A 25,856-nucleotide genomic window follows, 5' to 3' on the forward strand; every position below is an offset into this window, starting at 1 on the left:
CCCCTTACGGAACACCTGTCACAGCCAGAACTTAGCCAGTGTTTACCAGGCAGGTGTCCCAGCTCACCAAGGATTCACTTCTCAAGCGTCACAGTTCGATACGTTGTGACCGGTTATGTACTTTTGGATCGGCGGGGCCCGTCTGCCATAGTCGAAGCCACGACCCCCATTGACCCGGGCTCGGTCGTCATCAGCGCCGCGGACCACACCCCTTTGTCCGTGGCGCTCCGCCAAGCCCCCGCAGTGCCGTAGACCCAAACGGCGACCGGGGGCTTTCGCGTCTCAGCGACCCACGCCTCAGCGGTCCGCGACCCGCATCTCGAACCACGTCGTCTTGCCGCGCGGCAGCAGGTCCACGCCCCACCGGTCGGAGAGCTTGTCGACCAGGAAGAGGCCGCGGCCACTGAGGTCGAGTTCGTTGACGGGCATCAGGCAGGGAAGGCCGCGCGAGGGGTCGCGCACCTCGACCCTGATCCAGCCGCGCCGCCGCATCATCCGCAGCCCGAAGACGCGGGCGCCGGTGTGCCGCACGGCGTTGCCGACGAGCTCGGAGGTGAGGAGCACCGCGTCCTCGGTCAGCTTCGGCGAGAGCCCCCAGTGCCGGAGCACCACGACCTGCGCGAGCCGGCGCGCGATGGCGGCGGACTCCGGGCGCGACGGCAGCGGAACCTCCGCGTCCGTCGGATTACCGAACAACTCCAGCGCCTTCAGCGCGTGTTCGTCCTCGACCGCCGGCGACCAGCGCGCCGCGGTCGCACTCCCGTGTCGCCGCGGCTGTTCGATACCCTCCAGCCCCGCCATGCCCCCATCATGGCCGCACAGAAGGCGTTCTGGGGCCGTTCCGACGGAATAAGCCCCCCGGAACCATCCGTTCCGGGGGGTCATGTAGGCATATGCCATTGGCAAATAGGGCCCTGCCGCACCCCTTCTGACCTGCGATGACTACCCGCTTACGGGTGATCACTTAGGGCCTCGACCGGGGCAGGCTTAAGGTTCTCTTAAGCTACGCATAAACCGCTCCTTCGGGGGACACTTTGGCTGACGTGCCCTCAACTGATCGCTTCGCGGCGGAACTTCAGAGGAATTTCGCCTTGCCCGGGCCCTCCTCGACGAAGCTGCGCATGCCACGCTCCCGGTCCTCGGTGGCGAACAGACCCGCGAACCAGGTGCGCTCGATCGCGAGCCCGGTGTCGATGTCCGTCTCCAGGCCCGCGTCCACCGACTCCTTGGCGGCGCGCAGCGCGAGCGCGGGCCCCTGCGCCAGGCGTGCGGCCCACTGGTGCGCCTGCTCGTACACCTCGGCGGCGGGCACGACGCGGTCCACCAGGCCGATGGTGAGCGCCTCCTCGGCCTTGACCATGCGCCCGGTGAAGATGAGGTCCTTGGCCTTGGACGGGCCGATGAGACGGGGCAGACGCTGGGTGCCGCCCGCGCCGGGGATCAGGCCGAGCTGGATCTCCGGCTGGCCGAGCTTGGCGTTGTCGGCGGCGATGCGGAAGTCGGCGCAGAGCGCCAGCTCGCAGCCGCCGCCGAGCGCGTAGCCGGTGACGGCGGCGACGACGGGCTTGGGGATGCGGGCGACCGCGGTGAAGGAGTCCTGCAGCGCCTTGGACCGCACGACCATCGCCGCGTGGTCCATGGCCTGCATCTCCTTGATGTCCGCGCCCGCCGCGAACACCTTCTCGCCGCCGTAGATGACCACGGCGCGTACGTCGTCGCGCCGTGTCGCCTCTTCGGCCAGCTCTTTGAGCCGGTCCTGGAGGGCGATGTCGAGCGCGTTCATCGGGGGGCGGTCGAGGCGGATCGTGCCCACGCCTTCGGCGACTTCGAGATGCACAGATGTCATGCGGGGCACGTTAGCCGTGCCCCGCATGACATCAACATGCGGCCGGGTGATCAGGCCGCATCCGAAGGCTCAGGCCTTCCACTTGTCCCAGGACATGTTCCAGCCGTTGAAGCCGTTCTCGGGCTGGATCGTCTTGTCCGCGGAGTTCTTCACGACCACGAGGTCCCCGATGAGGGAGTTCTCGAAGAACCATCCGGCGGACGTCTTCTTGCTGTAGCCGCCGCGCACGTCGCTCAGGCCTATGCAGCCGTGGCTGGCGTTCGTGTTGCCGAAGGCGCCGCCCGACCAGTAGTTGCCGTGGATGAACGTGCCCGATGTGGACAGGCGCATCGCGTTCGGGACGTCCTTGATGTCGTACTCGCCGCCGAAGCCGACGGTCTCGCCGTTCATGCGCGTGACCTTGAGCTTCTCGCTGATGACCATCTGGCCGTTGTACGTCGTCGTGCCGGGTGCGCCCGCGGTGATCGGGATCTTCTTGATCTGCTCGCCGTCCCTGACGACCTTCATCTGGTGCGACTTGGCGTCGACGGTGGAGACCTGGCTGCGGCCGATCTCGAACTTCAGGGTCTTGGCCTGCTTGCCGTAGACCCCGGGCCGGCCCTCGACGCCGTCGAGGTTGAGCTTGACGGTGACCTTCGTGCCCGCCTTCCAGTACTTCTCGGGACGGAAGTCGATGCGGTCGTTGTCGAACCAGTGCCCCTCGACCGGCACGGACGGCTCGGTCTTGACCTCGATGGCCTTCTCCACGGCCTTCGGGTCGGTGATGCCCCGCGTGAAGTGGACCGAGAACGGCATTCCGACGCCGACCTTCGAGCCGTCCTCCGGCGTGAACTGCCCCACGAAGGTGTTCTTCGGGGTCAGTGTCGTGAACGACGTGTCCTTGGCGGACTCGCGTCCGTCGGAGTCCTTGGCCGTCGCGTGGACCTTGTACTTCGTGGAGGCCGCGAGATGGTGCGCGGGCGTCCACGCGGCACCGCCCGAGGTTATCTTCCCCGGGACCGGATTGCCCTTGCTGTCCTCGACCTTGACGTCAGTCAGCTTGCCCTTGTCGGCCGCTATCTTCAGTGCCCCGTTGGTGGCCACCGCGTCGGCGCCGTCCTTCGGAGCTATGGTCACCACCGCCGCCGACGGCGCGTTCTTGTCGGCCTTGCCCTTGCCGTCGCCGGAGTCCGAGCCGCCTCCCCCGCCGCATGCCGTGACCAACAGCAGCGCCGCACCCGATGCCACCGCAAAGAGGCCCTTGGTGCCCCGTCGCCGCGCGCGCCCCCGCGCACCAACCGACGTCCCCGATATCGGTCGCCCGTTCAAGATGTGTCTCCCCTCGCACGGCCTGGTCAGGCCCGCACCCCAGTGCATCTGCGCGCACAGACACGCGCCAGCGCTAGATAACCACACGGTCCTGACCGATGACTCCCCGCCAATGTCACTGTTCAGTCCCAACTGCGCATGGGGCGCGGGCGCTGCCTCAGTCCTGGTCCGTGGGCTTGGCTTCCGGCTTGGAGCCGGGCGGTGCCGTCCAGTCCTTCCACTCCATGTTCCAGCCACCGAGCCCGTTGTCAGGAGCGACTTTCTTGTCATCACTATTGACAACTTCCACCACATCACCAATCAGACTGCGGTCGAAGAACCACCCCGCCGGGGTCTGTGAGCTGCCGCCCTTCACATCGCGCAGGCCCACACAGCCGTGGCTGACATTTGTGTTGCCAGGGGCGTTGGGCGACCAGTAGTTGCCGTGCAGGAAGGTGCCGGACGTCGTCAGGCGCATCGCGTGCGGGACGTCGGGGATGTTGTACTCCCCGCCGAAGCCGACGGTGCGGCTGTTCATCCTGGTCACCTCCAGCATCTCCGTGACCACCATTTTCCCGTTGTACGTCGTGGACTTCGGGGCGCCCGCGGTGATCGGGACGGTGGAGATGACCTCGCCGTCGCGGCGTACTTCCATGGTGTGCGCGGCGGCGTCGACCAGGGAGGTCTGGCTGCGGCCGACCGTGAAGGAGAAGCTCTTGTCCTGGAGGCCGTAGGCGCCGGGGGCGGCCTCGACGTCGCGCAGGTGCAGGCCGACGGTGACCTTCGTGCCGGGCTTCCAGTACTTCTGGGGGCGGAAGTCCAGGCGGCCGTTGCCGAACCAGTGCGGCCGTACGTCGACCTCCGGGTCCGCGGTGACGCTGACGGCGCGCTGGACGGCCTCGCGGTTCTCGACCTCCCGGTTGAACTCCAGGGAGACGATCATGCCGGTGCCGACCGTGGCGCGGTTCTCCGGTGTCACATAGGCGGTGAACCGCTCGTCGGGGACGTACGTCGTGAACGTCGTGTGCCGGGCCGAGCGGCGGCCGTGGCCGTCGAGGGCGACGGCGTCCACCGTGTACTTGGCGCCGAGCGCCAGATCGCCCCCGTCCAGCGGCTTCCAGGTCATGCCGTCCTCGGCGATGCGCCCTGGCACCGGAGCCTCCCGCGCGTCCTGCACGCGGACCGCCTTCACCGATTCGAGGCGTCCGTCGGGGACCTCGACCTTGAGCTGTTCGTCGCCCTTGACTCCCTTGCTGCCGTCGTCGGGTGTCACCCGGATCGCGTCGGCGGGCGACCGCGGCTTGCCCATCAGCTGGTCGATGCCACCGCCGTCACCGCTGCACCCCGCGGCTCCCGCGAGCAGTCCTGCCCATGTCATTACGGCGGCCAGCGCGGCCCCTGCGCGCCGTGCGCGCCTCGCTACCTGTCTCACGCCCGTCCCAACGACCGTCCCCCTCCTGGGGAAACGTGAGTGCGACGCACACGCTGGGCAGAACAGTGGGGAGGACGGCACGGGCCCGCGGGTCCTCGCGCGCCGTCCGGTCTGGTACGCCCCTGCCGCCGGGACGCGACAGGGGTCGAGCCGCAGGAGGCGAATGGGTGTCCAGCGCAGCCGAACAGGAAGCACTCCAGGATGAGGGTGGGCGGCGCGGGACGGGCGCGACCGCGGTGAACGGCAGGGCAGCCGCCGTGAAGGACACGTCGGCGAAGGCGCGCGCCACGCCCCGGGACACTTCGGGCGCGCCCGGCATGCCGGTGTGGCCGGGGGCTCCGACGCCGCTCGGCGCACGGTTCAGGGTGGGGCCCGACGGGGTCGCGGGCACCAACTTCGCGCTGTGGGCGGGGGGCGCCCAGGCCGTGGAGCTCTGTCTCTTCGACGACGAGGGCGTGGAGACGCGCGCGCAGCTGACCGAGCTGACGCACGAGATCTGGCACGGCTTCGTGCCGGGCGTCCTGCCGGGGCAGCGCTACGGCTACCGCGTGCACGGCCGCTGGGACCCGTGGACGGGCGCCCGCTGGAACCCGGCGAAGCTCCTCCTGGATCCGTACGCGCGTGCGGTGGACGGCGACTTCGCCACGTACGGCCTGCCGCCCGAGGTGTACGGACACGTGCGGGACTGGCCCCAGCAGCATGTGGCCGACACGGTGCGGGACGACCGGGACTCGGCCGCGTACGTCCCCAAGGGCGTGGTCGTGCACGACGACGCCCCGGACGACGAGTGGGCGGACGACCGGCGCCCGAAGACGCCGTGGGCGGACTCGGTCATCTACGAGGTCCATGTACGCGGCTTCACGAAGCTCCACCCGGGGATTCCTCAGGAGCTGCGGGGCACGTACGCGGGCCTGGCGCATCCGGCGGCGATCGAGCATCTCCTGCGGCTCGGTGTGACGGCGGTGGAACTGCTTCCCGTGCACCAGTTCGCGCACGAGGATCATTTACTGAGACGGGGCCTGACGAACTACTGGGGCTACAACTCGATCGGCTACTTCGCACCGCACGCGGCGTACGCGGCCTCGGGGACCAGGGGCGAGCAGGTCGGCGAGTTCAAGCGGATGGTGCGGGCGCTGCACGAGGCCGGGATCGAGGTGATCCTGGACGTGGTCTACAACCACACGGCGGAGGCGGGCGAGCTCGGCCCGATGTTCTCGCTCAAGGGCATCGACAATCGCGGCTACTACCGGCTGCAGCAGAACGACGCCCGTCGTTACGCGGACTACACGGGTTGCGGGAACACGCTCCAGGTGGTGCAGCCGCACGTCCTTCGCCTGATCACGGACTCCCTGCGCTACTGGGTGACCGAGATGGGCGTGGACGGCTTCCGCTTCGATCTGGCGGCGGCGCTCGCACGCTCGTTCCACGACGTCGACATGCTCTCGCCCTTCCTCGCGGTGATCGCGCAGGATCCGGTCCTTCGGCGCGTGAAGCTGATCGCCGAGCCGTGGGACGTGGGGTCGGGCGGCTACCAGGTGGGGGCCTTCCCTCCCCTGTGGACGGAGTGGAACGACCACTACCGCGACGCGGTACGGGATTTCTGGCGGGGCGCGCTGCCCGACGTGCGGGATCTGGGCTACCGCCTGTCCGGGTCGAGCGACCTGTACGCGTGGGGCGGGCGGCGTCCGTACGCGTCGGTGAACTTCGTGACGGCGCACGACGGGTTCACGCTGCGGGACCTGGTGAGTTACGAGCGCAAGCACAACGAGGCCAACGGCGAGGGGAACAGGGACGGCACCAACGACAACCGGTCCTGGAACTGCGGCGCGGAGGGCGAGACGGCGGATGCGCGGGTGGCGGAGCTGCGGCGGCGACAGCTGCGCAATCTCCTGACGACGCTGCTGCTCTCGACGGGGGTGCCGATGCTCGTCGCGGGGGACGAGATGGGGCGTACGCAGGGAGGCAGCAACAACGCGTACTGCCAGGACAACGAGGTCAGCTGGCTGGACTGGGGGCTGCTCGACGAGCCGGGGTGGGCGGCGCTGTGTGATCTGACGTCCCGCTTGATCGCCCTTCGCCACCGGCATCCGGTGCTGCGGCGGCGGGCGTTCTTCTCCGGCCGTGCGCATTCGGCGGACGGCCTTCGGGACCTGGCGTGGTTCACGGCGCGCGGGACGGAGATGACGGAGGGCGACTGGTACGCGCCTGCCGCGACGCTCGGCATGTATCTGTCGGGGCGCGACATCCCGGGGCGGGACGCCCGGGGCGCGCCGGTCGTCGACGACAGCTTCCTCGCGATCCTCCACGCGGCGGACCGTGCGGGGAGCTTCATGCTGCCGGGGGCGCCGTGGGCACGGGCGTACGAGGTGGTGGTGGACACCTCCTTGGAGGAGCAGGGGGACGCGCCCGGCGCCGAGCTGCGCGCGGACACGGCGGTCACGATGGCGGCGCGGTCGGTGCTGTTGTTGCGGGTGCGGGACGACGTGCGGGGCGGGGGTGTCTGACGCCGGGGACGCCGGGCCACATTGGTCTGAACCTGACCATTGCCGCGCTCCCTGACACGGGTCAAGCTCGGCCCATGGACCTGGAGTTGCGGCACCTCAAGACGATCCGGGCGATCGCCGACGCGGGCAGCCTGACCAAGGCCGCCACCGCGCTCGGGCTCGCGCAGCCCGCCCTGAGCGCACAGTTGAAGCGGATCGAGCGCGCCTTGGGCGGGGAGCTCTTCGAGCGGGGGCGGCACGGGGTGCGGGCCACCGCGCTCGGGGAGTTCGTGCTCGCCCGCGCCCGGGTCGTACTGCCCGCGGTCAGCGGGCTGCGGGAGGAGGCGCTGCGGTTCGGCCGGGACTGGGCGGGTGGCACGGGGTTCCGGCTCGGCGCGACGCACGGGCCGCTGCTCGGCGCCCTGGTGGACCGCCTCGCCGCCGCGCACCCGGGGGCCCGGGTGACGACCCACACCTCGTGGTCGGAGCGGGAGATCGCGTCCCGCACGGCCGACGGGCGCCTCGACTTCGCCCTTGTGGGGACGTGCGGGGCGAGCCCGCCGCCGGAGAGCGAGCTGCTCGTGTGGCGGGAGGTCGCCCGTGACCCGGTCTTCGTCATGCTGCCGACCGAGCATCCACTGGCCGCCTGCCAGGAGATCGACCTGGCAAGGCTCGCGGACGAGGCGTGGACGGACGTACCGGGCGACGGCTGCTTCGCTGACTGCTTCACCGCGGCGTGCGCCCGCGCGGGATTCACGCCTTCCTCCGTGTACGAGACGGACGTCGCGTCCTGTGTCCATCTGGTCCAGGTGGGGCGGGCGGTGGGGCTGTGCCGTGCGACGTTCCCGCCGACGCCGGGCCTGGTCACCCGGCCGCTCTCCGGGGCGCCGCTGTACTGGCGGCACCTGCTCGGCTGGCACCCGGCGGCACCGGCCCACGACACGGCGCCCACCGTCTTCGCGCAGGCCCGCGCGGCGCACGCGGAGGCGGCGGCGCGCAGTGAGAGCTATACGGCTTGGCTGGCCGCGCCTTCCATAACGCCGGACAGAGGGGTCAACTGACAGCTATTGGAGGGCAGTTGCTGCTCATAGGTTGTGGGCGATCCCCGTTCGGCCCTCGAAGCCCACCCCGCAACCGAGGAGATGCCCGATGCTCCCCATCCGCCACGGAATCCGCCCCAGAATCCACCACAGACGGGCCGCGGCGGCATGCGCCGCGTTCGCCGCCGCCGGCGTCCTGGTCCTCGCGGGTCTGCCCGGCACCGCGAACGCCCAGGCCGATCCGTCCGTCTCCCCCGCGCCCTCCCCCTTACCCTCCCCCGCCGAGACCGCCGCCGTCGACAGGACATCGCCCGAGGTCCTGAAGGCCATGGAGCGGGACCTCGGCCTCACGTCGGCGCAGGCCCAGGCCCGTCTGGTCAACGAGGCCGAGGCCGGCGCCGTCGCGGGAGCCCTGCGGAACGCCGTCGGCCGGGACTTCGCGGGCGCCTGGGTGCGGGGCGCCACGTCGGCGCGGCTCACCGTGGCCACCACCGACGCCTCCGACGTCCCCGCGATCGAGGCGCGGGGCGCGCACGCCAAGGTCGTACGGCACTCCGTCGCTCAACTAGACGCGGCGAAAGCCAAGTTGGACCGTGCCGCGAAGAAGACGGCTACGCGCGACGCTCCTGTCTGGTACGTCGACGTGCGGTCGAACGCGGTCGTGGTGCGCGCCGTGCGACCCGCCGCGGCTGAGTCCCTTGTGTCGGCCGCGGGCGTCCGAGCCGACCTCGTACAGATCGAGAAGACCAAGGAACGGCCGCGCCCGCTGTACGACCTCGTGGGCGGTGAGGCGTACTACATGGGCGGCCGGTGTTCCATCGGCTTCCCGATCACCAAGGGCACGCAGCAGGGCTTCGCCACGGCGGGTCACTGCGGGCGCGCCGGCACCGCGACCAGCGGCTACAACCAGGTGGCCCAGGGCACGTTCCAGGCGTCCATCTTCCCCGGCAGGGACATGGCCTGGGTCGCCGCCAACTCCCAATGGACAGCCACCCCGTACGTGAAGGGCCAGGGCGGGCAACAGGTCGGCGTCGGGGGCTCCACGCAGTCCCCGGTGGGTGCGTCGATCTGCCGTTCCGGCTCCACTACGGGGTGGCACTGCGGCACGATCCAGCAGCACAACACCAGTGTCACCTACCCCGAGGGCACCATCAGCGGCGTGACGCGGACGACGGTCTGCGCGGAGCCGGGTGACTCGGGTGGCTCCTTCATCTCCGGGAGCCAGGCACAGGGCGTCACGTCCGGCGGCTCCGGCAACTGCTCCAGCGGCGGGACGACGTTCCATCAGCCGATCAATCCGCTGCTGCAGCAGTATGGCTTGACGCTTCGGACCACGGGTGGGGGTGACCCGGGTCCCGGTGAGCCGGAGCCCGGCGGCACCTGGGCTGCGGGGAAGGTCTACGCCGCGGGTGACTCCGTCAGCTATGGCGGCGTCACTTACCGCTGCCTCCAGGGGCACCAGGCGCAGGTTGGCTGGGAGCCGCCCAACACGCCCGCGTTGTGGCAGACCGCCTAGTCGCTCGGCTGTTGACTGCGGGCCGTCTGTGGCTGGGCGCGCAGTTCCCCGCGCCCCTTGCGGGGCGCTGAGCCTCAGCCCAGAATCCCCCGGCTGTACGCCGTGGCCACCGCCGCCGCGCGGTCGTTGACGCCCAGCTTGCCGTAGATGTGGGTGAGGTGCGTCTTGACCGTGGCCTCGCTGATGAAGAGTTCCGCGGCGATCGCACGGTTCGACGTGCCCTTGGCGACGAGCGCGAGCACCTCCCGTTCACGGGTGCTCAGCGGTTCGTTGCCGGGGGCACGCACGCGTGAGACGAGCCGGGACGCTACGGCCGGGGAGAGGACCGTACGGCCCTGGGCCGCCGCGCGGACCGCGGTGAACAGGTCGTCGCGGGGCGCGTCCTTGAGGAGGTAGCCCGTCGCGCCCGCCTCGATCGCGGGCAGCGTGTCGGAGTCCGTGTCGTACGTCGTGAGGACGAGGACCCGGGCACGGGCGCCGCGCTTCCTCAGCTCGGCGATCGCGTCCACGCCTCCCCCGCCCGGCATGCGCAGGTCCATCAGGACGACGTCCGGGTCGAGGCGCTCCACCAGGGCGACGGCCTCGACGCCGTCGGCCGCCTCGCCGAGCACCTCGAAGCAGGGGTCGGAGCGGAACATGCCGCGCAGACCGTCCCGTACGACGGGATGGTCGTCGACGATGAGGAGAGTGATCAGGTCAGCCATGGCGGACCAACGGTACGCGAGCCGAGAGCGCGGTGCCGTTACCCGGCTCCGACTCGACGGTGAACGAGCCCGCGATGCGCTCGGCGCGGGCCCGCATCCCGTCGAGGCCGAAGCCGCCCGAGCCGTTGCGCTGGACGAGGGCCAGCGGATCGAAGCCTCGGCCGTCGTCGCGTACGTCGAGGGCGACCTCCCCCTCCATGTAGGAGAGGGTGACGCCGAGGCGGGTGGCGTCCGCGTGCCGGGTGGCGTTGGACAGGGCCTCCTGGACGATGCGCAGGAGCGTCGCCTCGATCTCCTCGTGCAGGGGCTCGGCGGGTCCGGTGACCGTGAAGTCGGCGCGGACGCCGGTGCGTTCGGCCCACTCCATGACCGTCTTCTTCAGCGCCTCGGGCAGCGCGTCGTGCTCCAGGGCCGTCGGGGAGAGGTTGTGTACGGAGCGGCGGGCCTCGCCCAGGCTGTGCCGGGCGAGATCGGCGGCGCGGCCCAGGTGCTCGCGGGCAAGATCCTCGTCATCGGCGTTCGCGACGACCTGGAGCTGGGCGATGATGCCGGTCAGGCCCTGCGCGATGGTGTCGTGGATCTCGGCCGCGAGCCTGCGCCGCTCGTCGGCGACTCCCGCTTCCCGCGCCTGGACGAGGAGCTGGGCGTGCAGGGCGGCGTTCTCGTCCATGGCCTGTTGGAGCGCGGCGTTGGTGCGCTCCAGTTCGACGATGGTGGCGGCCGCGTCGAGGGCGCGCCGGTCCTCCTGCGCCGTGAGATGGGCGAAGACGGTGAGCAGCGCGACGTTCACCGCGAGCAGCCCGCCGAAGACGGCCCAGCCCAGGTCGCCGTCCGGCGGAAGTCCGCCCGACTGGGAGCCCGCCATGATGATCGCGGTGGCGAAGAGACCTGGCTTGACCAGGCGCGGGGGCAGCAGCCGCTCCGCGCCGAAGTAGCCGGCGACGGCGTAGAACGCGAAGAACGGGTTGATCCAGGTGAGGACGAAGGCGATCGCCCAGCGCAGGACGTAGTAGAGCGTGCTCGCGGGCGAGGGCCCCGGGCGGGAGCGTTCCAGCACGCCCCACCCCGCCTGGAGGACGAGCGCCGCGCCGACCAGGGCCGCTGCCACACCCCACGCGCCGCGTCCCACGCCGACGACGTCGCTCGTGGCGGCCGACATGAGGACGCCGAATCCGAGCAGGACGTAGGGCCCCCAGCGGTGGAACATGCCCCAGCGCTGCTCGATCATCTTCGTGGCGTCCGCCGTACTCGTGCTCACGTTTCCAGTGTCGTCCACGTCGTCCACCGGACAGGTCACGCGCGGCTCACTCCCACCGGAACCAGCGCGTGGCCGCCGCCGAGAGGGCCACGGCCCACAGCGCAAGGACGCCGAGGTGGGCCAGACCGGGCCAGTCGCCGCCCGCCGCCTCGCCCAGTGCCTGGGCGGCGGCGCCGAGCGGGGTGACCTCCACGACGTGGGCGAGCGCGTCCGGCATCGCCTGCACCGGCAGCCAGACGCCCGCGCTGAACATCATCGGGAAGAAGACGGCGGAGCCGATCGCGGTCGCGGCCTTCGTCGTACGCGAGAGGGCGGAGACCACGGCGCCGAGCGCGAGCCCGCACAGGATGGCGAGGAGCAGCGCGAGGGCGTAGCCGAAGGCCTGGCGCGGCAGGGCCACGTCGAAGAGCAGGCGGCCCACGGTCAGGGAGAGCAGGGCCGAGACGAGGGCGGCGGTTCCGTGGATGCCCATCTGCGCGCCGAGCACGGCGGAGGGGCGGACCGGGGTTGCCGACATGCGGCGCAGGATGCCGCGTTCGCGGTAGCCGGTGATCAGCGGGGGCATGGCCTGCACGCCCGCCATGATCAGGGAGAGAAGGACCGTCACGGGGACGTAGGCGTCGACGAGGCGGATGCCGCCCAGCGATGCGTCGGTCTCCCGGAAGGAGGGGATGGAGCCGAGGATCACCAGGAGGATCGTGGGGAACATCATGATCCAGAAGAGGGCGGCCGGCTCGCGGCGGAAGATCCGGAACTCGGCCTTGAGGACGGCGGCCGACGCCTTGTTCTTCGCGGCGGCGCGGGGTGCGGCGACGGCGGTGGTGGCAGTCATGCCGAGGCTCCCGTCAGGTCGAGGAACGCGTCGTCCAACGTGGCGTCGGAGACCCGGAGTTGGCGTGCGGTGATGTGGTGCCTCGCGAGCAGCGTGATGGCGGCGTTGACCGTCTCGTCGGTGCCGTTGAGGGTGTAGCGGCCGTCGCGCTGCTCGACGGAGATCAGCAGCGGCAGGGCGGCGAGCTCGCGCTCGTCGAGGGGTGCGGACGGCGTGAAGGACATGACGGTGGATCCCGCTGCCCGGCTGATCAGGCCCGCCGGGCTGTCGAGCGCGGCGATCCGCCCCTTGTCGATGACCGCGATGCGGTCGCAGAGGCGCTGGGCCTCCTCCATGAAGTGGGTGACCAGCAGGACGGTGACACCGCTGTCGCGTACGTCCTCGATGAGCTGCCAGGTGTCGCGGCGGGCGCGCGGGTCGAGCCCGGTGGTCAGCTCGTCGAGCACGACGATCTTCGGGTTGCCGATCAGGGCGAGCGCGATGAACAGGCGCTGCTTCTGACCGCCGGAGAGCTTGCCGAAGCGGCTGTCCAGCTTGTCGGTCAGGCGCAGGCGTTCGGCGAGGGGGTGCCAGTCGGCGGGGTTCGGGTAGAACGCGGCGTACAGCTCCAGGGCCTCGCGCACCGTGAGCTTCGCCTGCAGCTCGCTCTCCTGGAGCTGGGCGCCGAGGATCCGGGTGACCCGGTCGTGGTCGGCGACGGGGTCGAGCCCGGCGATGCGGACGGTTCCGGCGTCGGGGACGCGCAGGCCCTCGACGCACTCCACGGTGGTGGTCTTGCCCGCGCCGTTGGGCCCGAGTACGCCGAAGATCTCACCCTCCTCGACGGCGAAGGACACACCGTCGACGACGGTCCGTCCGCCGTAGGCCTTGCGCAGGTCGTGCACTTCGATGATGGGCATGTACCGAGCCTCGCCGGTGCGCGGGGGTCCGGGCATCGCCCATCGCGCTCGAAGCGGCATCAGCCGATCGGTTGATGGAGGGGTACGACTTCGCAGGCCCCCGGGCCCTTGACGTCACGCGCGCCCTGGGTCGTATGACGTCACGCGCCCTCGGTCGTAGGACCAGCGGACGAGCAGGGACGGGCAAAAACTCGGTGGGCTGTGTCAGTGGCCGTCCGTAGGCTCGCTCGTGATGCCGAAACCAGATGCACCGACCAAGGAACCTACGGAGAGCCCGGCCCGGGAAGGGTCCGCCGCTCGGACGCTGCTCCGGCTGTGGCCGTACGTCCGTCCCGTGCGAACTCGCCTGTTCAGCGCGGCATTCGTCGCGATCATCGCCTCCTGTACGGGGCTCGTCTTCCCCCTCGTGCTGAAGTGGCTCGTGGACGGCCCGGTGGCGGACCGGGATCTCGGCGGGGTCTGGCTCGGCGCCCTGCTCCTGCTCCTTCTCGGTGTCGCGGAAGCGCTGCTCTTCGGTCTTCGGCGGTGGCTGGTGGCGCGGCCGCTCGCCTCGGTCGAGGCATCGATGCGGGCGGATCTCTACCGCCATCTGCAGCGGCTTCCGGTGGCCTTCCACGACCGCTGGGCCTCGGGACAGCTCCTTTCGCGCGGCACGACGGATCTGATGCTGCTGCGGATGTTCCTGGCCTTCCCGCTGACGTTCCTGATCGTGAACGGGACGACGATCGTGGTCGGCATGGTCATCCTGCTGGCCCAGGACTGGACGCTCGGGCTCGTCCTCCTCACCCCACTGGTGCCGCTGGTGATCGCCTGCGCGTACTTCGAGGGCCGGTACATGGCCGTGGCGCGGCGGGCGCAGGACCAGGTCGGCGATCTGACGACGGTCGTCGAGGAGAGCGTGCTCGGCATCCGCATCATCAAGGGGTTCGGCCGCCACCGCAGTCAGGCGCGCGCGTTCCATGAGCTCTCGCACACCCTGCGGGGGACGGAGCTGGCCAAGGCGCGGCTGCTCGCTGCGATCTACGCGGTGATCATGATGTTGCCGGAGATCGCGATCGGTGCGGCGCTCGTCCTTGGCACGGTGCAGGTGGCGGAGGGCGGCCTGTCCACGGGCACGCTGGTCGCGTTCCTCTCGACGGCGCTGGCGCTGCGCTGGCCGGTGGAGTCGATCGGGTTCCTGCTCGCGATGAGCCAGGAGTCGGCGACGGCCACGGAGAGGTACTTCGAGGTGATGGACGCGGAGCCGGAGTCTTCGGTGGTGCCGGCCCCCGCAGCGAGCTCCGCGGCCGATAGCGCCGGGCTCCACTTCCACGGCGTGGAGTTCCGCTACCCGGACGCGCCCGCGGACGCGCCGGCCGCGCTCGACCGGATCGACCTGCATGTACGGCCCGGCGAGACCCTCGCCCTCGTCGGCGCGACGGGCAGCGGCAAGACGACGCTGACGGCGTTGGTGCCCCGGCTGCACGAGGTGAGCGGGGGCCGCATCACGCTGGACGGCGAGGACATCGCGGAGATGGACCGCGAGCGGCTGCGCACACTGGTGGCCGTCGCCTTCGAGGAGCCGACGCTCTTCTCCGCGACGGTGGGCGAGAACGTACTGATGGGCGCGGAAGAGGGGGCGGGCGAAGCGGAATTGGAGCGTGCGCTGGGTGTCGCCCAGGCGGACTTCACCCACGCGCTGCCGCAGGGCACGGCCACCCAGGTCGGCGAACAGGGCCTGAGCCTCTCCGGCGGCCAGCGCCAGCGTCTGGCCCTGGCACGCGCGGTGGTGGGCCGCCCCCGCTTCCTGGTCCTTGACGACCCGCTCTCGGCCCTCGACGTCCACACGGAGGCTCTCGTGGAGGCGGCCCTGCGGCGCGTCCTTCGGGACACGACGGCTCTGGTGGTGGCCCACCGCCCGTCCACAGTCCTCCTCGCCGACCGCGTCGCCCTTCTCTCCGACGGCCGCATCACCGCGGTGGGCACGCACCAGGAACTGCTGCGGGGGAACGCGGAGTACGCGTGGCTGATGTCGGGGGCGGGGGTCGCTCCCGCGGCAGGGGAAGCGGGGGCGGACCTGGAGCCCGCGTACGCCGACGGACAGACTGAGGCGGGCGTCGTGTCCGCGGACGGGGAAGGTACACGATGACCGCTTCGACGCCGGTGTCACGGACCACCGGGCCCGATGAGGACGAACGCCTCTCACCGGCAGCAGCCGACCGGCCCGCTCCCGCTGAGCGCCCCGCCGACGACTTCGACAACGACAACCTCCCCGCGCCACCCGGCGCCACCACCACCCTGCTCCGTTCGCTGCTCTCGGCCCTGCGTGGGCGCGTCATCCTCGCCGCCGTCCTGCTCCTTCTCCAGCAGGCCGCCGTCCAGGGCGGCCCGCTCCTCGTCGCGTACGCCATCGACCGTGGCGTGCCCGCCGTGCGGGCCGACGACTACGGGCCGCTCGTCGTCATCGGCATCGGCTACCTGCTCTGCGCGGGCGCGTCCGGGGCGTTCCAGTACGCGTTCATCGTGGTCTCCGCCCGCGTCAACCAGGACGTACTGCTCGATCTGCGCGGGCGGATCTTCCGGCACGCGCAGGCCCTCAGCGTGGACTTCCACGAGCGGTACACCTCGGGGCGGCTCATCTCCCGGTCCACCACGGACGTGGAATCCCTGCGGGAACTCCTCAGCGAGGGGCTGCAGGAGCTGCTCACCGTCATCCTGTCCTTTGTCTACATCTCGGCGATGCTCCTCTGGCTCGACCTGAGCCTGGGCGCCGTGGCCGTCGCCTCGTTCGTGCCGCTCTACCTCCTCGTACGCCGCTATCAGCGCCGCGCGGGCCCCCTCTTCGGGAAGCGGTCCACCGCGATCGCCTCCGTCATCGTGAAGTTCGCCGAGACGATGAACGGCATCCGCCCGGTCCGCGCCTTCCGGCGCGAGCGCGCCAACGAGGCGGAGTTCGGCGTGCTCAACCGTCATCACGAGCGGGCCAACGGCGACGCCATGCTGGAGATGGCCCGTTACGTCATCGGCTCCCGGCTCGTCGCCAACACGGCCGTCGCGGGCATCGTCCTGTGGGGCGCCTACCGCGTCACCGACGGCACCCTCGCGCTCGGCGTACTCGCCGCCGCCGTGCTGTACCTGCGGCGCCTGTACGACCCGATCGACCGGCTCGGCATGTTCCTGAACTCCTACCAGTCGGCCGCCGCATCCCTGGAGAAGGTCGCGGGGCTGCTCGCCCAGACCCCCTCCGTGCCCGAGCCGCACCCGGATCGCGCCCGGCCGCTGCCCGCCCTCGCCTCCGAACACCCGGGCCGCGAGGTCGACTTCGACGGCGTGCGGTTCGCCTACCGGACCGGCGGCGAGATCCTGCCCCGCTTCGACCTGACGCTGCCCGCCGGTCAGACCGTCGCCGTCGTCGGCTCCACCGGCGCCGGCAAGTCGACGCTCGCCAAGCTGCTCGCCCGCTTCTACGACCCGACGGAGGGCCGGGTCCTGCTCGACGGGGTCGATCTGCGGGATCTCGCCAACGCGGAGCTCCGGCGCGGTGTCGTCATGGTGACCCAGGAAGCCTTCCTCTTCTCCGGGACCGTCGCCGAGAACATCGCCATCGGCCGCCCGGACGCCACCCGCGAGGACGTCGAGCAGGCGGCGAAGGCCATCGGCGCGCATGACTTCATCGAGTCCCTGCCCGACGGCTACGACACCGACGTACGCAAGCGAGGCGGCCGTATCTCCGCCGGTCAGCGCCAGCTCGTCGCCTTCGCGCGAGCGCTGCTCGCCGACCCGGCGGTGCTGATCCTCGACGAGGCGACCAGCTCCCTCGACATTCCCGGCGAGCGGGCGGTGCAGCGCGCCATGCACACGGTCCTGCGCGGCCGCACAGCCGTCGTGATCGCCCACCGGCTCTCCACGGTGGAGATCGCCGACCGGGTGCTCGTGATGGAGCACGGGCGCGTGGTCGAGGACGGCACTCCGGCCGAACTCATCGCGGGGAGCGGCTCGTTCGCGGATCTGCACCGGGCCTGGCGGGACAGCGTGGTGGGATAGACCGGCACCAGGACAGACCGCCGTCGGTACGGACCGCCGCGCGGTCCAGCAGCACGGACACCTCCGGTAATCTGGACTTTTGCCCCAGAAGGAGTTGCATCAGTGGAGTTCCGGCTGCTCGGAGTGGTTTCCGTCGCCACCGAGGCCGGTGAACTGCCGCTCGGTCCCGCCAAACGGCGCAGCCTCCTGGCGGGTCTTCTGCTGAGGCCCAACCGGCCGGTTCCCGTGGATCAGTTGACGGCGACGCTCTGGGATCACGAGCCTCCGCCGCGCGCCCGTGGCGTCATCCAGGGCCATGTGTCGCGGCTGCGGGCCCTGCTCGCCGGTGCGGACGCCGAGATGTTCGGCGTGGAGCTCGTCACGCAGGGCTCCGCGTACGTTCTGCGGATGCCGGAGAGCCTCCTGGACGCCCACAGGTTCGAGGAGTTGGTGACGCTGGCCCGTAGCCTGCGCTCGCCCGCCGACGCCGTGGCGAAGTACCAGGAGGCGCTGTCGCTCTGGCAGGGGCCCGCCCTGAGCGCCGCCTATCCGAGCCCGCCCCTCCAGGCCGCCGCGCACGCCCTGGAAGAGCTCCGGCTCGCCTCCGTGGAGATGCTCGCCGGGTCCTACGCGCGCCTCGGCGAGCACGACCGGGCGGCGGCCGTACTGCGCGTGGAGGCCGAGGCCCATCCGCTGCGCGAATCGCTGTCCGCCGCGCTGATGCGCGAGCTCCAGCGCGCGGGGCGCCGTTCGGAGGCGCTCGACTGGTTCCACCGCACGCGGCGGGCCCTCGCCGACGAACTCGGGGTCGACCCGGGCCGTGAACTGGCGGACGCCTACGGGGTGGCGCTCCGCGGAGAGGGCGACGGCGCGGACGCCGGGGCCGAAGCAGCCACCTCGGTCCCGCCGCAGCGGCGCTACGGGCGGGCGAATTCCGGGCAGACGCATCCCGGGCGGACGAACAACGCGCAGGGGACGTCCGTCACCCTGTCGCCCCCCGCGACCGTCGACCTGCTGCCCCGCATGCCACGCGGATTCCACGGGCGCGCGGACGAACTCACCGCCCTGTCCCGGGCCGCGGCGGGCGAAGCCCCCGTGTGCCTGGTCACCGGGCCCGCGGGGGTGGGCAAGACGGCGCTCGTGGTGCACTGGGCGCACCGCAACCGCGCCGCGTTCCCCGGCGGCCTCCTCTACGCCGACCTGCGCGGCTTCAGCGACACGGGAGAGCCGACGCACCTGGAGGTCCTTCGCGAGTTCCTGCTCGCCCTCGGGGTCGCGCCGCGCCGGATACCGGAGTCGGCGAACGGGGCGTCCGCGCTGTACCGCTCGCTCGCCGCCGACCGCCGGCTGCTCGTCGTCCTGGACAACGCACGCGGTTCCGAGCAGGTCAGGGAGTTGCTCCCGGGAGGCACCCACTGCGTCACCGTGGTCACGAGCCGGTACCGTCTGCGTGGCCTGATCGCCTCCGACGCCGCCCGTCCCGTACCCGTGGACGTGCTGGAACCGGACGACAGCACGGCCCTGCTCGCCGCGGTGCTCGGCAAGGAGCGGGTCGTCGCGGAGCCGGTGGGTGCCCGGCGGCTCGTGGAGCTGTGCGGCGGTCTTCCCCTCGCACTGCGGGTGGCCGCGGCGCGCCTCGCGGACCAGCCGGACTGGTCACTGCGGGACATGAGCGCCGAACTGGCCGACGAGTCGAGCCGGTTGAACCTGCTCGACGTGGAGGACACGGGCGTACGCGCCGCCCTGCGGCTCACCGTGCGGCGGCTGCCCGACGACGTCGCGCACCACTTCGCCCACCTCGGCCGCCATCCGGGCACGCACGTCGACCGCTTCACGGCGGCGGCCCTCGCGGGCACGGACCCGGACACGGCCGGGGCCGCCCTCGACCGGATGACCGCGGCCCACCTCGCCACCCGGACCGCGCCGGGGCGCTGGACCTTGCACGATCTCGTACGCCTTTACGCGCGAGATCTGGACGCGGGCCCCGACGCCCTGCTCCGGGTGCTCGACCACAGTGTGGCCACCGCCCTTGCCGCCGCCGACGCGGCCGAACCCGGCGACGAGCCGTGCTTCACCCTGCCCGCCGACTTCCATCCTCCGCGCGCGGTAAGGGAGTTCGGGAGTCGCGACGAGGCCATGGCGTGGTTCGCGGCCGAGCGTGACGACCTGATACTCGCGGCCGCCGCGGCGGATGCCGCCGGGCTGCACGGCAGGACCTGGCGGATCGTCCTGGGGCTGTGGCCGCAGATGGTCTGGCGGGTTCTGGACGGCTGGACTCCCCTGTTGCGTAAGGCACTTGCGGCGGCGCGGGCCGACGCGGACGCCCGCGCCGAGTCGCGGGTCCTCGCCCTGCTCGGGTGGGTCCTCACCGAGGAGGGCCGCACCGGCGAGGCCGTCGTCCATCTGGAGGCCGCCCCCGCCATCGCCGCCCGCGCGGGTGACCGGCGCGGCCAGGCGACGGCGCTGATCAACCTCTCGCTCGCCCAGGCCGCGCTGGGCAGCCCGGAGGAGGCGGCCGATGGCTGCGTACAGGCTGTGCGCCTTGCCCGCGAGCTCGGCGACCACCCCACCGAACGCCTGGCCCTGGGCCACCTCGCCCGGCACCAACTGGACATCGGACAGTGGCAGTCGGCCCTGGACACGTCGAAGGCGGCCCTGTCCGTCGAGAGCCCTGCGGACGCATCGGCGGCGTCCCGCGTCCTGCTGCTCACCACGGGCGGCGAGGCGCTCATCGCCATGGGCGACGAGCCCGGGGGAATCCGCCGCCTGGAGGGCGCGGCGAGCGAGGCGGAGGCGTCCGGCTACGACGAGGGGGCGGTACGAGCCATCGGCGCACTGCTGCGGGTGTCGGCGGACGTGGGGCTGCGGGCGCGGTACGACACGGCGATGGTGCGGCTCGCGAACCGAACGTGAGGGCCCCGCACGCGGCGCCCCTCCCGGCCCTCAGCCGGCCTCTTCCGCCCCGTAAGCCCGCAGGAACGTGTCCGTCGCCGCCACCGCCACCGCCCGCACCTCCGCCGCAGGAACCTTCCGCGTGCCGAGCCGCGAGCGCCTCTCCATCGGTCCGGTGAGCAGCGCCAGGAACTGTTCGGCCGCCAGGGTGGGTTCGCACGGGCGCAGGCGTCCGGCGAGCGAGAGCCGCGCGACGCGGTCGGCGAGCGCGTCGCAGAGCCCGTTCGACGTACGCCCCTGGACGACATCGATCAGGTCGGGGAAGCCGGTGACCTGGGCGTACGTGAGCCGTCGCAGCGCCATCGCGCGCTCTGTGCAGCACACCTGAAGCATCCGGTACGCCACGTCCTCCAGGGCCGCGCGCAGATCGTCCCCGGGCTCGCGCATCCGCTCGACGGCGGCGAGGTTCTCCGCCCGCACCAAGTCCGCCGCGGCCTCCATCGTCTCCCGGAACAGGTGCTCCTTGTCGGCGAGATGGTTGTAGACGGTCGGCTTGGCGACGCCCGCCTCCTCGGCGATCTCCTTCACGCAGGCCTGCGCGTAGCCCCGGCGGGCGAAGACGGCGAAGGCGGCGTCCAGGATCGCCTGCCGCTTGTCGATGCGTCCCCGCGCCGCCCGCGGCGCCGTCGTACGCCCCGTCGGTTCTCTCAGTGCTGCCACCTGTGCACTGTACTCACTTCAACTTTACCGAACAGACCAGTAGGTTGAACCCGCTGGTTCAATTTGGATCGCAACTCCCGCCTGCGACAAGGAGGATGCACATGATCGTCAACATCTTGCGCTTCAGCTTCAAGGACGGCACGACCGAGGAGGAGAAGGCCGAGGTCCTCGCCGCGATGCGCCGCACATCGACGCTCGAATCGACCTCGTACGGGACGGTCGGCCAGGATCTGCGCCTGCCGGACGACGGCTTCACCCACACGTACTGCGTGGGGGTCGAGGACCTGGACGCGCTTGAGCGGTACATGCACGACCCGGTGCACATCGCCGGGGACTTCGTGATCATTCCGCGCCTCGGGCGGCTTTCGGCCCACAGGCTCTCCGACGACCTGGATCCGCAGATGAGCTCGAAGGTGACGGCCCTGCACGAGAGGAAGGTCGCGAAGTATCCGGAGTGGGGTCAGCTGCTCGACTCGATCCCCAGCTGAATTTCTTTCCAACTAGGCGCCAACAAGAGCTAGTTGGGGTGCGGAATCAGCCACACCGCTCCAGGTGTCCGGTGAAGGGCCCCATCGAACAATCGGGAGCCCTTCACCTTGCGCGACCGCTCCGTATATCGAACTTGGCCCACCGGGCAGCGGACCATTTCCGGCCAACTCTTGACGCACCCCTGACAAACAGAGCGCACCGGTGCCACTCTTCCCCTCGATTCCCAGCTTTCCCAGCTCCACGTTCTGCCTTGTTCTGCCCGGACGGCACGACCGCGCCGCCCGGTCCCCCTGGCCGTGTATCCCGCGGCCACGCAGAAGGAGTCCGTGTTGAGAAGCACCTCTCACAGACCTGCCTCCCACAGACGCGCCGCCACCGCCGGTGCCCTGACCGCCGTCGCCGCCCTCGTCGCGGTGGCCTTCCAGACGGGCCCGGCATCGGCCGACGGCCCCGCGATACCACCGGCCAAGACCGCGGCCGCCGGCAAGATAGGCAAGGCCGACCCCGGCTCCCTGCCCGTGAAGCTCAGCCCCGCCCAGCGTGCCGCGCTCCTCAAGGACGCCAACGCCACCAAGGCGGACACGGCCAAGGACCTGAAGCTCGGCTCCAAGGAGAAGCTCGTCGTACGTGACGTCGTCAAGGACGCCGACGGCACGGTCCACACCCGCTACGAGCGCACCTACGACGGCCTGCCCGTCCTCGGCGGCGACCTGGTGGTCGACGAGGCGAAGTCCGGCAAGACCGAGGGCGTCACCAAGGCGTCGAAGGCACAGCTCAAGGGCGTCGAGACCAGCGCCGACGTGAAGGCGGCCACCGCCGAGAAGCAGGCGCTCGGCGCGGCGAAGGCCGCGGGGTCGAAGAAGACCGAAGCGGACAAGGCGCCCCGCAAGGTCGTCTGGATGGCCAAGGGCGAGCCGACTCTCGCGTACGAGACGGTGGTCGGCGGTCTTCAGCACGACGGCACCCCGAACGAGCTGCACGTCATCACGGACGCGGCCACCGGCAAGAAGCTCTTCCAGTGGCAGGGCATCGAGAACGGCACGGGCAACACTCAGTACAGCGGTCAGGTCACCGTGGGCAGCGCTCAGTCGGGGTCGAACTACACCCTGACCGACACCGGCCGCGGCAGCCACAAGACGTACAACCTCAACCGCGGCACGTCCGGCACCGGCACGCTCTACTCGGGCCCGGACGACGTGTGGGGCAACGGCCAGGCCTCCAACGCGGAGACCGCGGGCGCGGACGCCGCCTACGGCGCCCAGCTCACCTGGGACTACTACAAGAACGTGCACGGTCGCACCGGCATCCGCGGTGACGGCGTCGGCGCGTACTCCCGGGTCCACTACGGCAACAACTACGTCAACGCGTTCTGGCAGGACTCCTGCTTCTGCATGACGTACGGCGACGGCACGGGCAACGCCAAGCCCCTGACGTCCATCGACGTGGCGGCCCACGAGATGACGCACGGCGTGACGGCCGCCACCGGCAACATGACGTACAGCGGTGAGTCCGGTGGCCTGAACGAGGCGACGTCCGACATCTTCGCGGCGGCCGTCGAGTTCAACGCCAACAACGCGCAGGACAAGGGCGACTACCTCGTCGGCGAGAAGATCGACATCAACGGCGACGGCACGCCGCTGCGCTACATGGACAAGCCCTCCAAGGACGGCGGGTCCAAGGACGCGTGGTACTCGGGCATCGGCAACATCGACGTCCACTACTCGTCCGGTGTCGCCAACCACTTCTACTACCTGCTGAGCGAGGGCAGCGGCGCCAAGGTCATCAACGGCGTCTCGTACGACTCACCGACCTCGGACGGCCTGCCTGTGGCCGGAATTGGTCGTGACAAGGCGTCGCTCATCTGGTTCAAGGCGCTGACGACGAAGTTCACCACGACCACCAACTACGCGGCGGCCCGCACCGGGACCCTCGCGGCGGCCGGTGAGCTGTACGGCACGACGAGCGCCGAGTACAAGGCGGTGGCCGATGCCTGGGCCGCCGTCAACGTCGGCACGCGGCCCGGTGGGGGCGGTGGCACGGACTACGAGAACAACACCGCCGTCGCCATCCCGGACAACGGTGCGGCCGTCACCTCGTCGGTCAACGTCACGGGACGTACGGGCAACGCGCCCGCCGCCCTGAAGGTCGGCGTCAACATCACGCACACCTGGCGCGGTGACCTGGTCCTCGACCTGGTGGCCCCGGACGGGTCGACGTACCGCCTGAAGAACTCGTCCTCTTCGGACTCGGCGGACAACGTCATCGAGACCTACACGGTCAACGCCTCGTCCGAGGCGGCCAACGGCACCTGGAAGCTCAAGGCCCAGGACGTGGCCGCGCAGGACACCGGCAAGATCAACAGCTGGAAGCTGACGTTCCCGTAGGCCCCGAAAGGGCTTGAAGGTACGTGCAGACTGCGCCGCCCCGGGTGGATCGACTCCCCGGGGCGGCGCACCCATGTGTGCCGCCGCCCATCGCCCTTGGGGAGCCGTTTAATTTCCATTGAACCGCCCTTGACCTGCAGTTGAGCCGCTGACCGCGTAACACGCCGTTCGCATTGCGTACATGAGCCGTCGCTCAACGGACGATTTCTGGCCAACCTGCCGTCAGGGTCCTGACATGAACCTGGCTCAACTGACACTCTTCCCTCGATCAGTCACACCAGTACCGCACCGCATCTTTCAGCTCGGACGGTCCCCATACCGTCCGGGCCCCCCACAGAAGGAGCATGCGTGACCCCCCACATATCCCGGAAGCGCTCAACGCTGGCCATCGCCACCGCCGTTGCCGCAGGAGCACTGCTCGCAGGCGGTCTGGCCACCGGAGCCTCCGCGCAGCCCACCCAGGCAGCCGCGCCCGCCGGATCACAGATCGCGCTCTCCTCCACCGCCCGCGCCGGCCTGCTCCAGGACGCGAACGCGGAGAAGGCCGCCACCGCCGAGAAGATCGGCCTCGGCGCGAAGGAGAAGCTCGTCGTACGCGATGTCGTCAAGGACCGTGACGGCACCACGCACACCCGCTACGAGCGCACCTACGACGGCCTGCCCGTCCTCGGCGGCGACCTGGTCGTCCACACCGCCAAGAGCGGCTCGGTCAAGAGCGTGACCAAGGCGGCCAAGGCCACCATCAAGGTCGCCACCACCTCGGCGAAGGTCGCCACGAAGTCGGCCGCGCTGTCCGCCGAGTCGACCGCCGCGAAGAGCGGTGACACCAAGAAGGCCGACGCGCAGACTCCGCGCAAGGTCGTCTGGGCCGCGTCCGGCAAGCCGGTCCTCGCCCACGAGACCGTCGTCACCGGCGTCCAGAAGGACGGCACGCCCAGCAAGCTGCACGTCATCACCGACGCGGCCACGGGCAAGAAGCTCTTCCAGTACCAGGCCATCGAGAACGGCGCGGGCCACAGCCAGTACAGCGGCGACGTCGAGATCGGCTCCAAGAAGGGCTCGAGCGGCTTCGACCTGACCGACGACGCGCGCGGCGGTCACTCGACGTTCAACCTGGACCACAGCGAGAGCGGCGAGGGCAAGCTCGTCACGGACGACGACGACACGTGGGGCAACGGCAAGGCGGACGACGCCCAGACCGCCGCCGTCGACGCCGCCTACGGCGCCCAGCTGACCTGGGACTACTACAAGGACGTGCACGGCCGCGAGGGCATCAAGGGCGACGGCAAGGGTGCGACGTCGCGCGTCCACTACGGCAACGCCTACGTCAACGCCTTCTGGGACGACAGCTGCTTCTGCATGACGTACGGCGACGGCGAGGGCGACAAGAAGCCCCTCACGTCGATCGACGTCGCGGGCCACGAGATGTCGCACGGCGTCACCGCGGCCACCGCCAACCTGGAGTACAGCGGTGAGTCGGGCGGCCTGAACGAGGCCACCTCCGACATCTTCGGCACCTCCGTCGAGTTCAACGCCAAGAACAAGGAAGACGTCGGCGACTACCTCATCGGCGAAGAGATCGACATCAACGGCGACGGATCGCCGCTGCGCTACATGGACAAGCCCTCCAAGGACGGCCAGTCCCTGGACAACTGGAGCGCGGACGCGGGCAACACCGACGTCCACTACTCGTCCGGTATCGCCAACCACTTCTTCTACCTGCTGTCCGAGGGCAGTGGCGCGAAGGAGATCAACGGCGTCAAGTACGACTCCCCGACCGCCGACGACTCCAAGGTCGAGGGCATCGGACGCGACAAGGCCGAGAAGATCTGGTTCAAGGCCCTGACGACGTACTTCACCACGACGACCGACTACAAGGCGGCCCGTGAGGGCACCCTGAAGGCGGCGACGGACCTGTACGGCGCGGACTCCGCAGAGGCCAAGGGCGTAGCCGCGGCCTGGACCGGCGTCAACGTCAAGTAGTTCCTCTGTTCCACCGCTCCACCGTTCGTCCTCGAACGCCGGGCAGGCTGAGATCCTTCAGCCTGCCCGGCGTTCGGGCGTTCCGGGGT

18 protein-coding genes are annotated in these 25,856 nt (G+C 70.7%); 9 read left to right on the plus strand and 9 right to left on the minus strand.

Going from position 1 to position 25,856, the window contains the following annotated elements; genetic code table 11:
• Positions 1 to 297: 297 nt before the first annotated feature.
• From ACWFRJ_RS33210 to ACWFRJ_RS33225, 4 genes are all read right to left on the minus strand, one after another.
• Positions 298 to 906 (minus strand): ATP-binding protein, encoded by a 609-nt coding sequence (locus tag ACWFRJ_RS33210; protein WP_453539333.1) that lies wholly within the window; start codon positions 904 to 906, stop codon positions 298 to 300.
• Positions 907 to 1,075: 169 nt separating this feature from the next.
• Complete coding sequence (locus tag ACWFRJ_RS33215; RefSeq protein WP_453539336.1) at positions 1,076 to 1,846, minus strand: enoyl-CoA hydratase/isomerase family protein; 771 nt, start codon at positions 1,844 to 1,846, stop codon at positions 1,076 to 1,078.
• 69 nt (positions 1,847 to 1,915) lie between these two features.
• Positions 1,916 to 3,154, minus strand: a complete 1,239-nt coding sequence (locus ACWFRJ_RS33220; protein WP_453539339.1) for a L,D-transpeptidase — start codon at positions 3,152 to 3,154, stop codon at positions 1,916 to 1,918.
• A gap of 157 nt (positions 3,155 to 3,311) precedes the next feature.
• Positions 3,312 to 4,511, minus strand: coding sequence for an Ig-like domain-containing protein (locus ACWFRJ_RS33225; protein WP_453539342.1), 1,200 nt, complete (start codon positions 4,509 to 4,511; stop codon positions 3,312 to 3,314).
• A gap of 221 nt (positions 4,512 to 4,732) precedes the next feature.
• Here ACWFRJ_RS33225 and glgX point away from each other — a divergent pair, with 221 nt between their 5' ends.
• From glgX to ACWFRJ_RS33240, 3 genes are all read left to right on the plus strand, one after another.
• Positions 4,733 to 7,069, plus strand: coding sequence for a glycogen debranching protein GlgX (glgX, locus tag ACWFRJ_RS33230; RefSeq protein ID WP_453539345.1), 2,337 nt, complete (start codon positions 4,733 to 4,735; stop codon positions 7,067 to 7,069).
• Between the two features lie 74 nt (positions 7,070 to 7,143).
• Positions 7,144 to 8,109, plus strand: coding sequence for a LysR family transcriptional regulator (locus ACWFRJ_RS33235; protein WP_453539348.1), 966 nt, complete (start codon positions 7,144 to 7,146; stop codon positions 8,107 to 8,109).
• 88 nt (positions 8,110 to 8,197) lie between these two features.
• The gene (locus ACWFRJ_RS33240) at positions 8,198 to 9,604 is read left to right on the plus strand and encodes a carbohydrate-binding protein (RefSeq protein ID WP_453539351.1); all 1,407 of its coding nucleotides are present in this window, start codon (positions 8,198 to 8,200) and stop codon (positions 9,602 to 9,604) included.
• A 74-nt stretch (positions 9,605 to 9,678) separates the two neighbouring features.
• On the opposite strand, the gene ACWFRJ_RS33245 is transcribed toward ACWFRJ_RS33240, so the two are convergent.
• From ACWFRJ_RS33245 to ACWFRJ_RS33260, 4 genes are all read right to left on the minus strand, one after another.
• Positions 9,679 to 10,308, minus strand: coding sequence for a response regulator (locus ACWFRJ_RS33245; protein ID WP_453539353.1), 630 nt, complete (start codon positions 10,306 to 10,308; stop codon positions 9,679 to 9,681).
• Complete coding sequence (locus ACWFRJ_RS33250; RefSeq protein ID WP_453539448.1) at positions 10,301 to 11,536, minus strand: sensor histidine kinase; 1,236 nt, start codon at positions 11,534 to 11,536, stop codon at positions 10,301 to 10,303. The genes ACWFRJ_RS33245 and ACWFRJ_RS33250 overlap by 8 nt, the downstream gene beginning before the upstream one ends.
• 76 nt (positions 11,537 to 11,612) lie before the next feature.
• Positions 11,613 to 12,398 carry an ABC transporter permease gene (locus tag ACWFRJ_RS33255; RefSeq protein WP_453539356.1) on the minus strand — a complete coding sequence of 262 codons (786 nt, stop codon included), beginning with the start codon at positions 12,396 to 12,398 and terminating at the stop codon, positions 11,613 to 11,615.
• Positions 12,395 to 13,297, minus strand: a complete 903-nt coding sequence (locus ACWFRJ_RS33260) for an ABC transporter ATP-binding protein (RefSeq protein ID WP_453539359.1) — start codon at positions 13,295 to 13,297, stop codon at positions 12,395 to 12,397. The genes ACWFRJ_RS33255 and ACWFRJ_RS33260 overlap by 4 nt, the downstream gene beginning before the upstream one ends.
• 232 nt (positions 13,298 to 13,529) lie before the next feature.
• Between ACWFRJ_RS33260 and ACWFRJ_RS33265 the strand changes: the two genes are divergently transcribed.
• The 3 genes from ACWFRJ_RS33265 (at position 13,530) to ACWFRJ_RS33275 (ending at position 20,212) form a co-directional block, all read left to right on the plus strand.
• Positions 13,530 to 15,425, plus strand: a complete 1,896-nt coding sequence (locus tag ACWFRJ_RS33265) for an ABC transporter ATP-binding protein (protein WP_453539362.1) — start codon at positions 13,530 to 13,532, stop codon at positions 15,423 to 15,425.
• Complete coding sequence (locus ACWFRJ_RS33270) at positions 15,422 to 17,320, plus strand: ABC transporter ATP-binding protein (protein WP_453539365.1); 1,899 nt, start codon at positions 15,422 to 15,424, stop codon at positions 17,318 to 17,320. Before ACWFRJ_RS33265 ends, ACWFRJ_RS33270 begins: the two co-directional genes overlap by 4 nt.
• Before the next feature lie 102 nt (positions 17,321 to 17,422).
• Positions 17,423 to 20,212: a BTAD domain-containing putative transcriptional regulator gene (locus ACWFRJ_RS33275; protein ID WP_453539368.1), complete on the plus strand. Its 2,790-nt coding sequence runs from the start codon at positions 17,423 to 17,425 to the stop codon at positions 20,210 to 20,212.
• 30 nt (positions 20,213 to 20,242) lie between these two features.
• Here the strand turns inward: ACWFRJ_RS33275 and ACWFRJ_RS33280 are convergent, their stop codons facing one another.
• Positions 20,243 to 20,902, minus strand: coding sequence for a TetR/AcrR family transcriptional regulator (locus ACWFRJ_RS33280; RefSeq protein ID WP_453539451.1), 660 nt, complete (start codon positions 20,900 to 20,902; stop codon positions 20,243 to 20,245).
• Positions 20,903 to 21,012: 110 nt separating this feature from the next.
• Between ACWFRJ_RS33280 and ACWFRJ_RS33285 the strand changes: the two genes are divergently transcribed.
• The 3 genes from ACWFRJ_RS33285 to ACWFRJ_RS33295 all read left to right on the plus strand — a co-directional run bounded on the left by ACWFRJ_RS33285 (position 21,013) and on the right by ACWFRJ_RS33295 (position 25,767).
• The gene (locus ACWFRJ_RS33285) at positions 21,013 to 21,399 is read left to right on the plus strand and encodes a Dabb family protein (RefSeq protein WP_453539371.1); all 387 of its coding nucleotides are present in this window, start codon (positions 21,013 to 21,015) and stop codon (positions 21,397 to 21,399) included.
• Positions 21,400 to 21,729: 330 nt separating this feature from the next.
• Positions 21,730 to 23,784 (plus strand): M4 family metallopeptidase, encoded by a 2,055-nt coding sequence (locus ACWFRJ_RS33290; protein WP_453539374.1) that lies wholly within the window; start codon positions 21,730 to 21,732, stop codon positions 23,782 to 23,784.
• A gap of 348 nt (positions 23,785 to 24,132) precedes the next feature.
• Positions 24,133 to 25,767 (plus strand): M4 family metallopeptidase, encoded by a 1,635-nt coding sequence (locus ACWFRJ_RS33295; protein WP_453539377.1) that lies wholly within the window; start codon positions 24,133 to 24,135, stop codon positions 25,765 to 25,767.
• The last annotated feature ends 89 nt before the right edge of the window (positions 25,768 to 25,856 follow it).

Source organism: Streptomyces sp. NPDC055239, assembly GCF_053606205.1.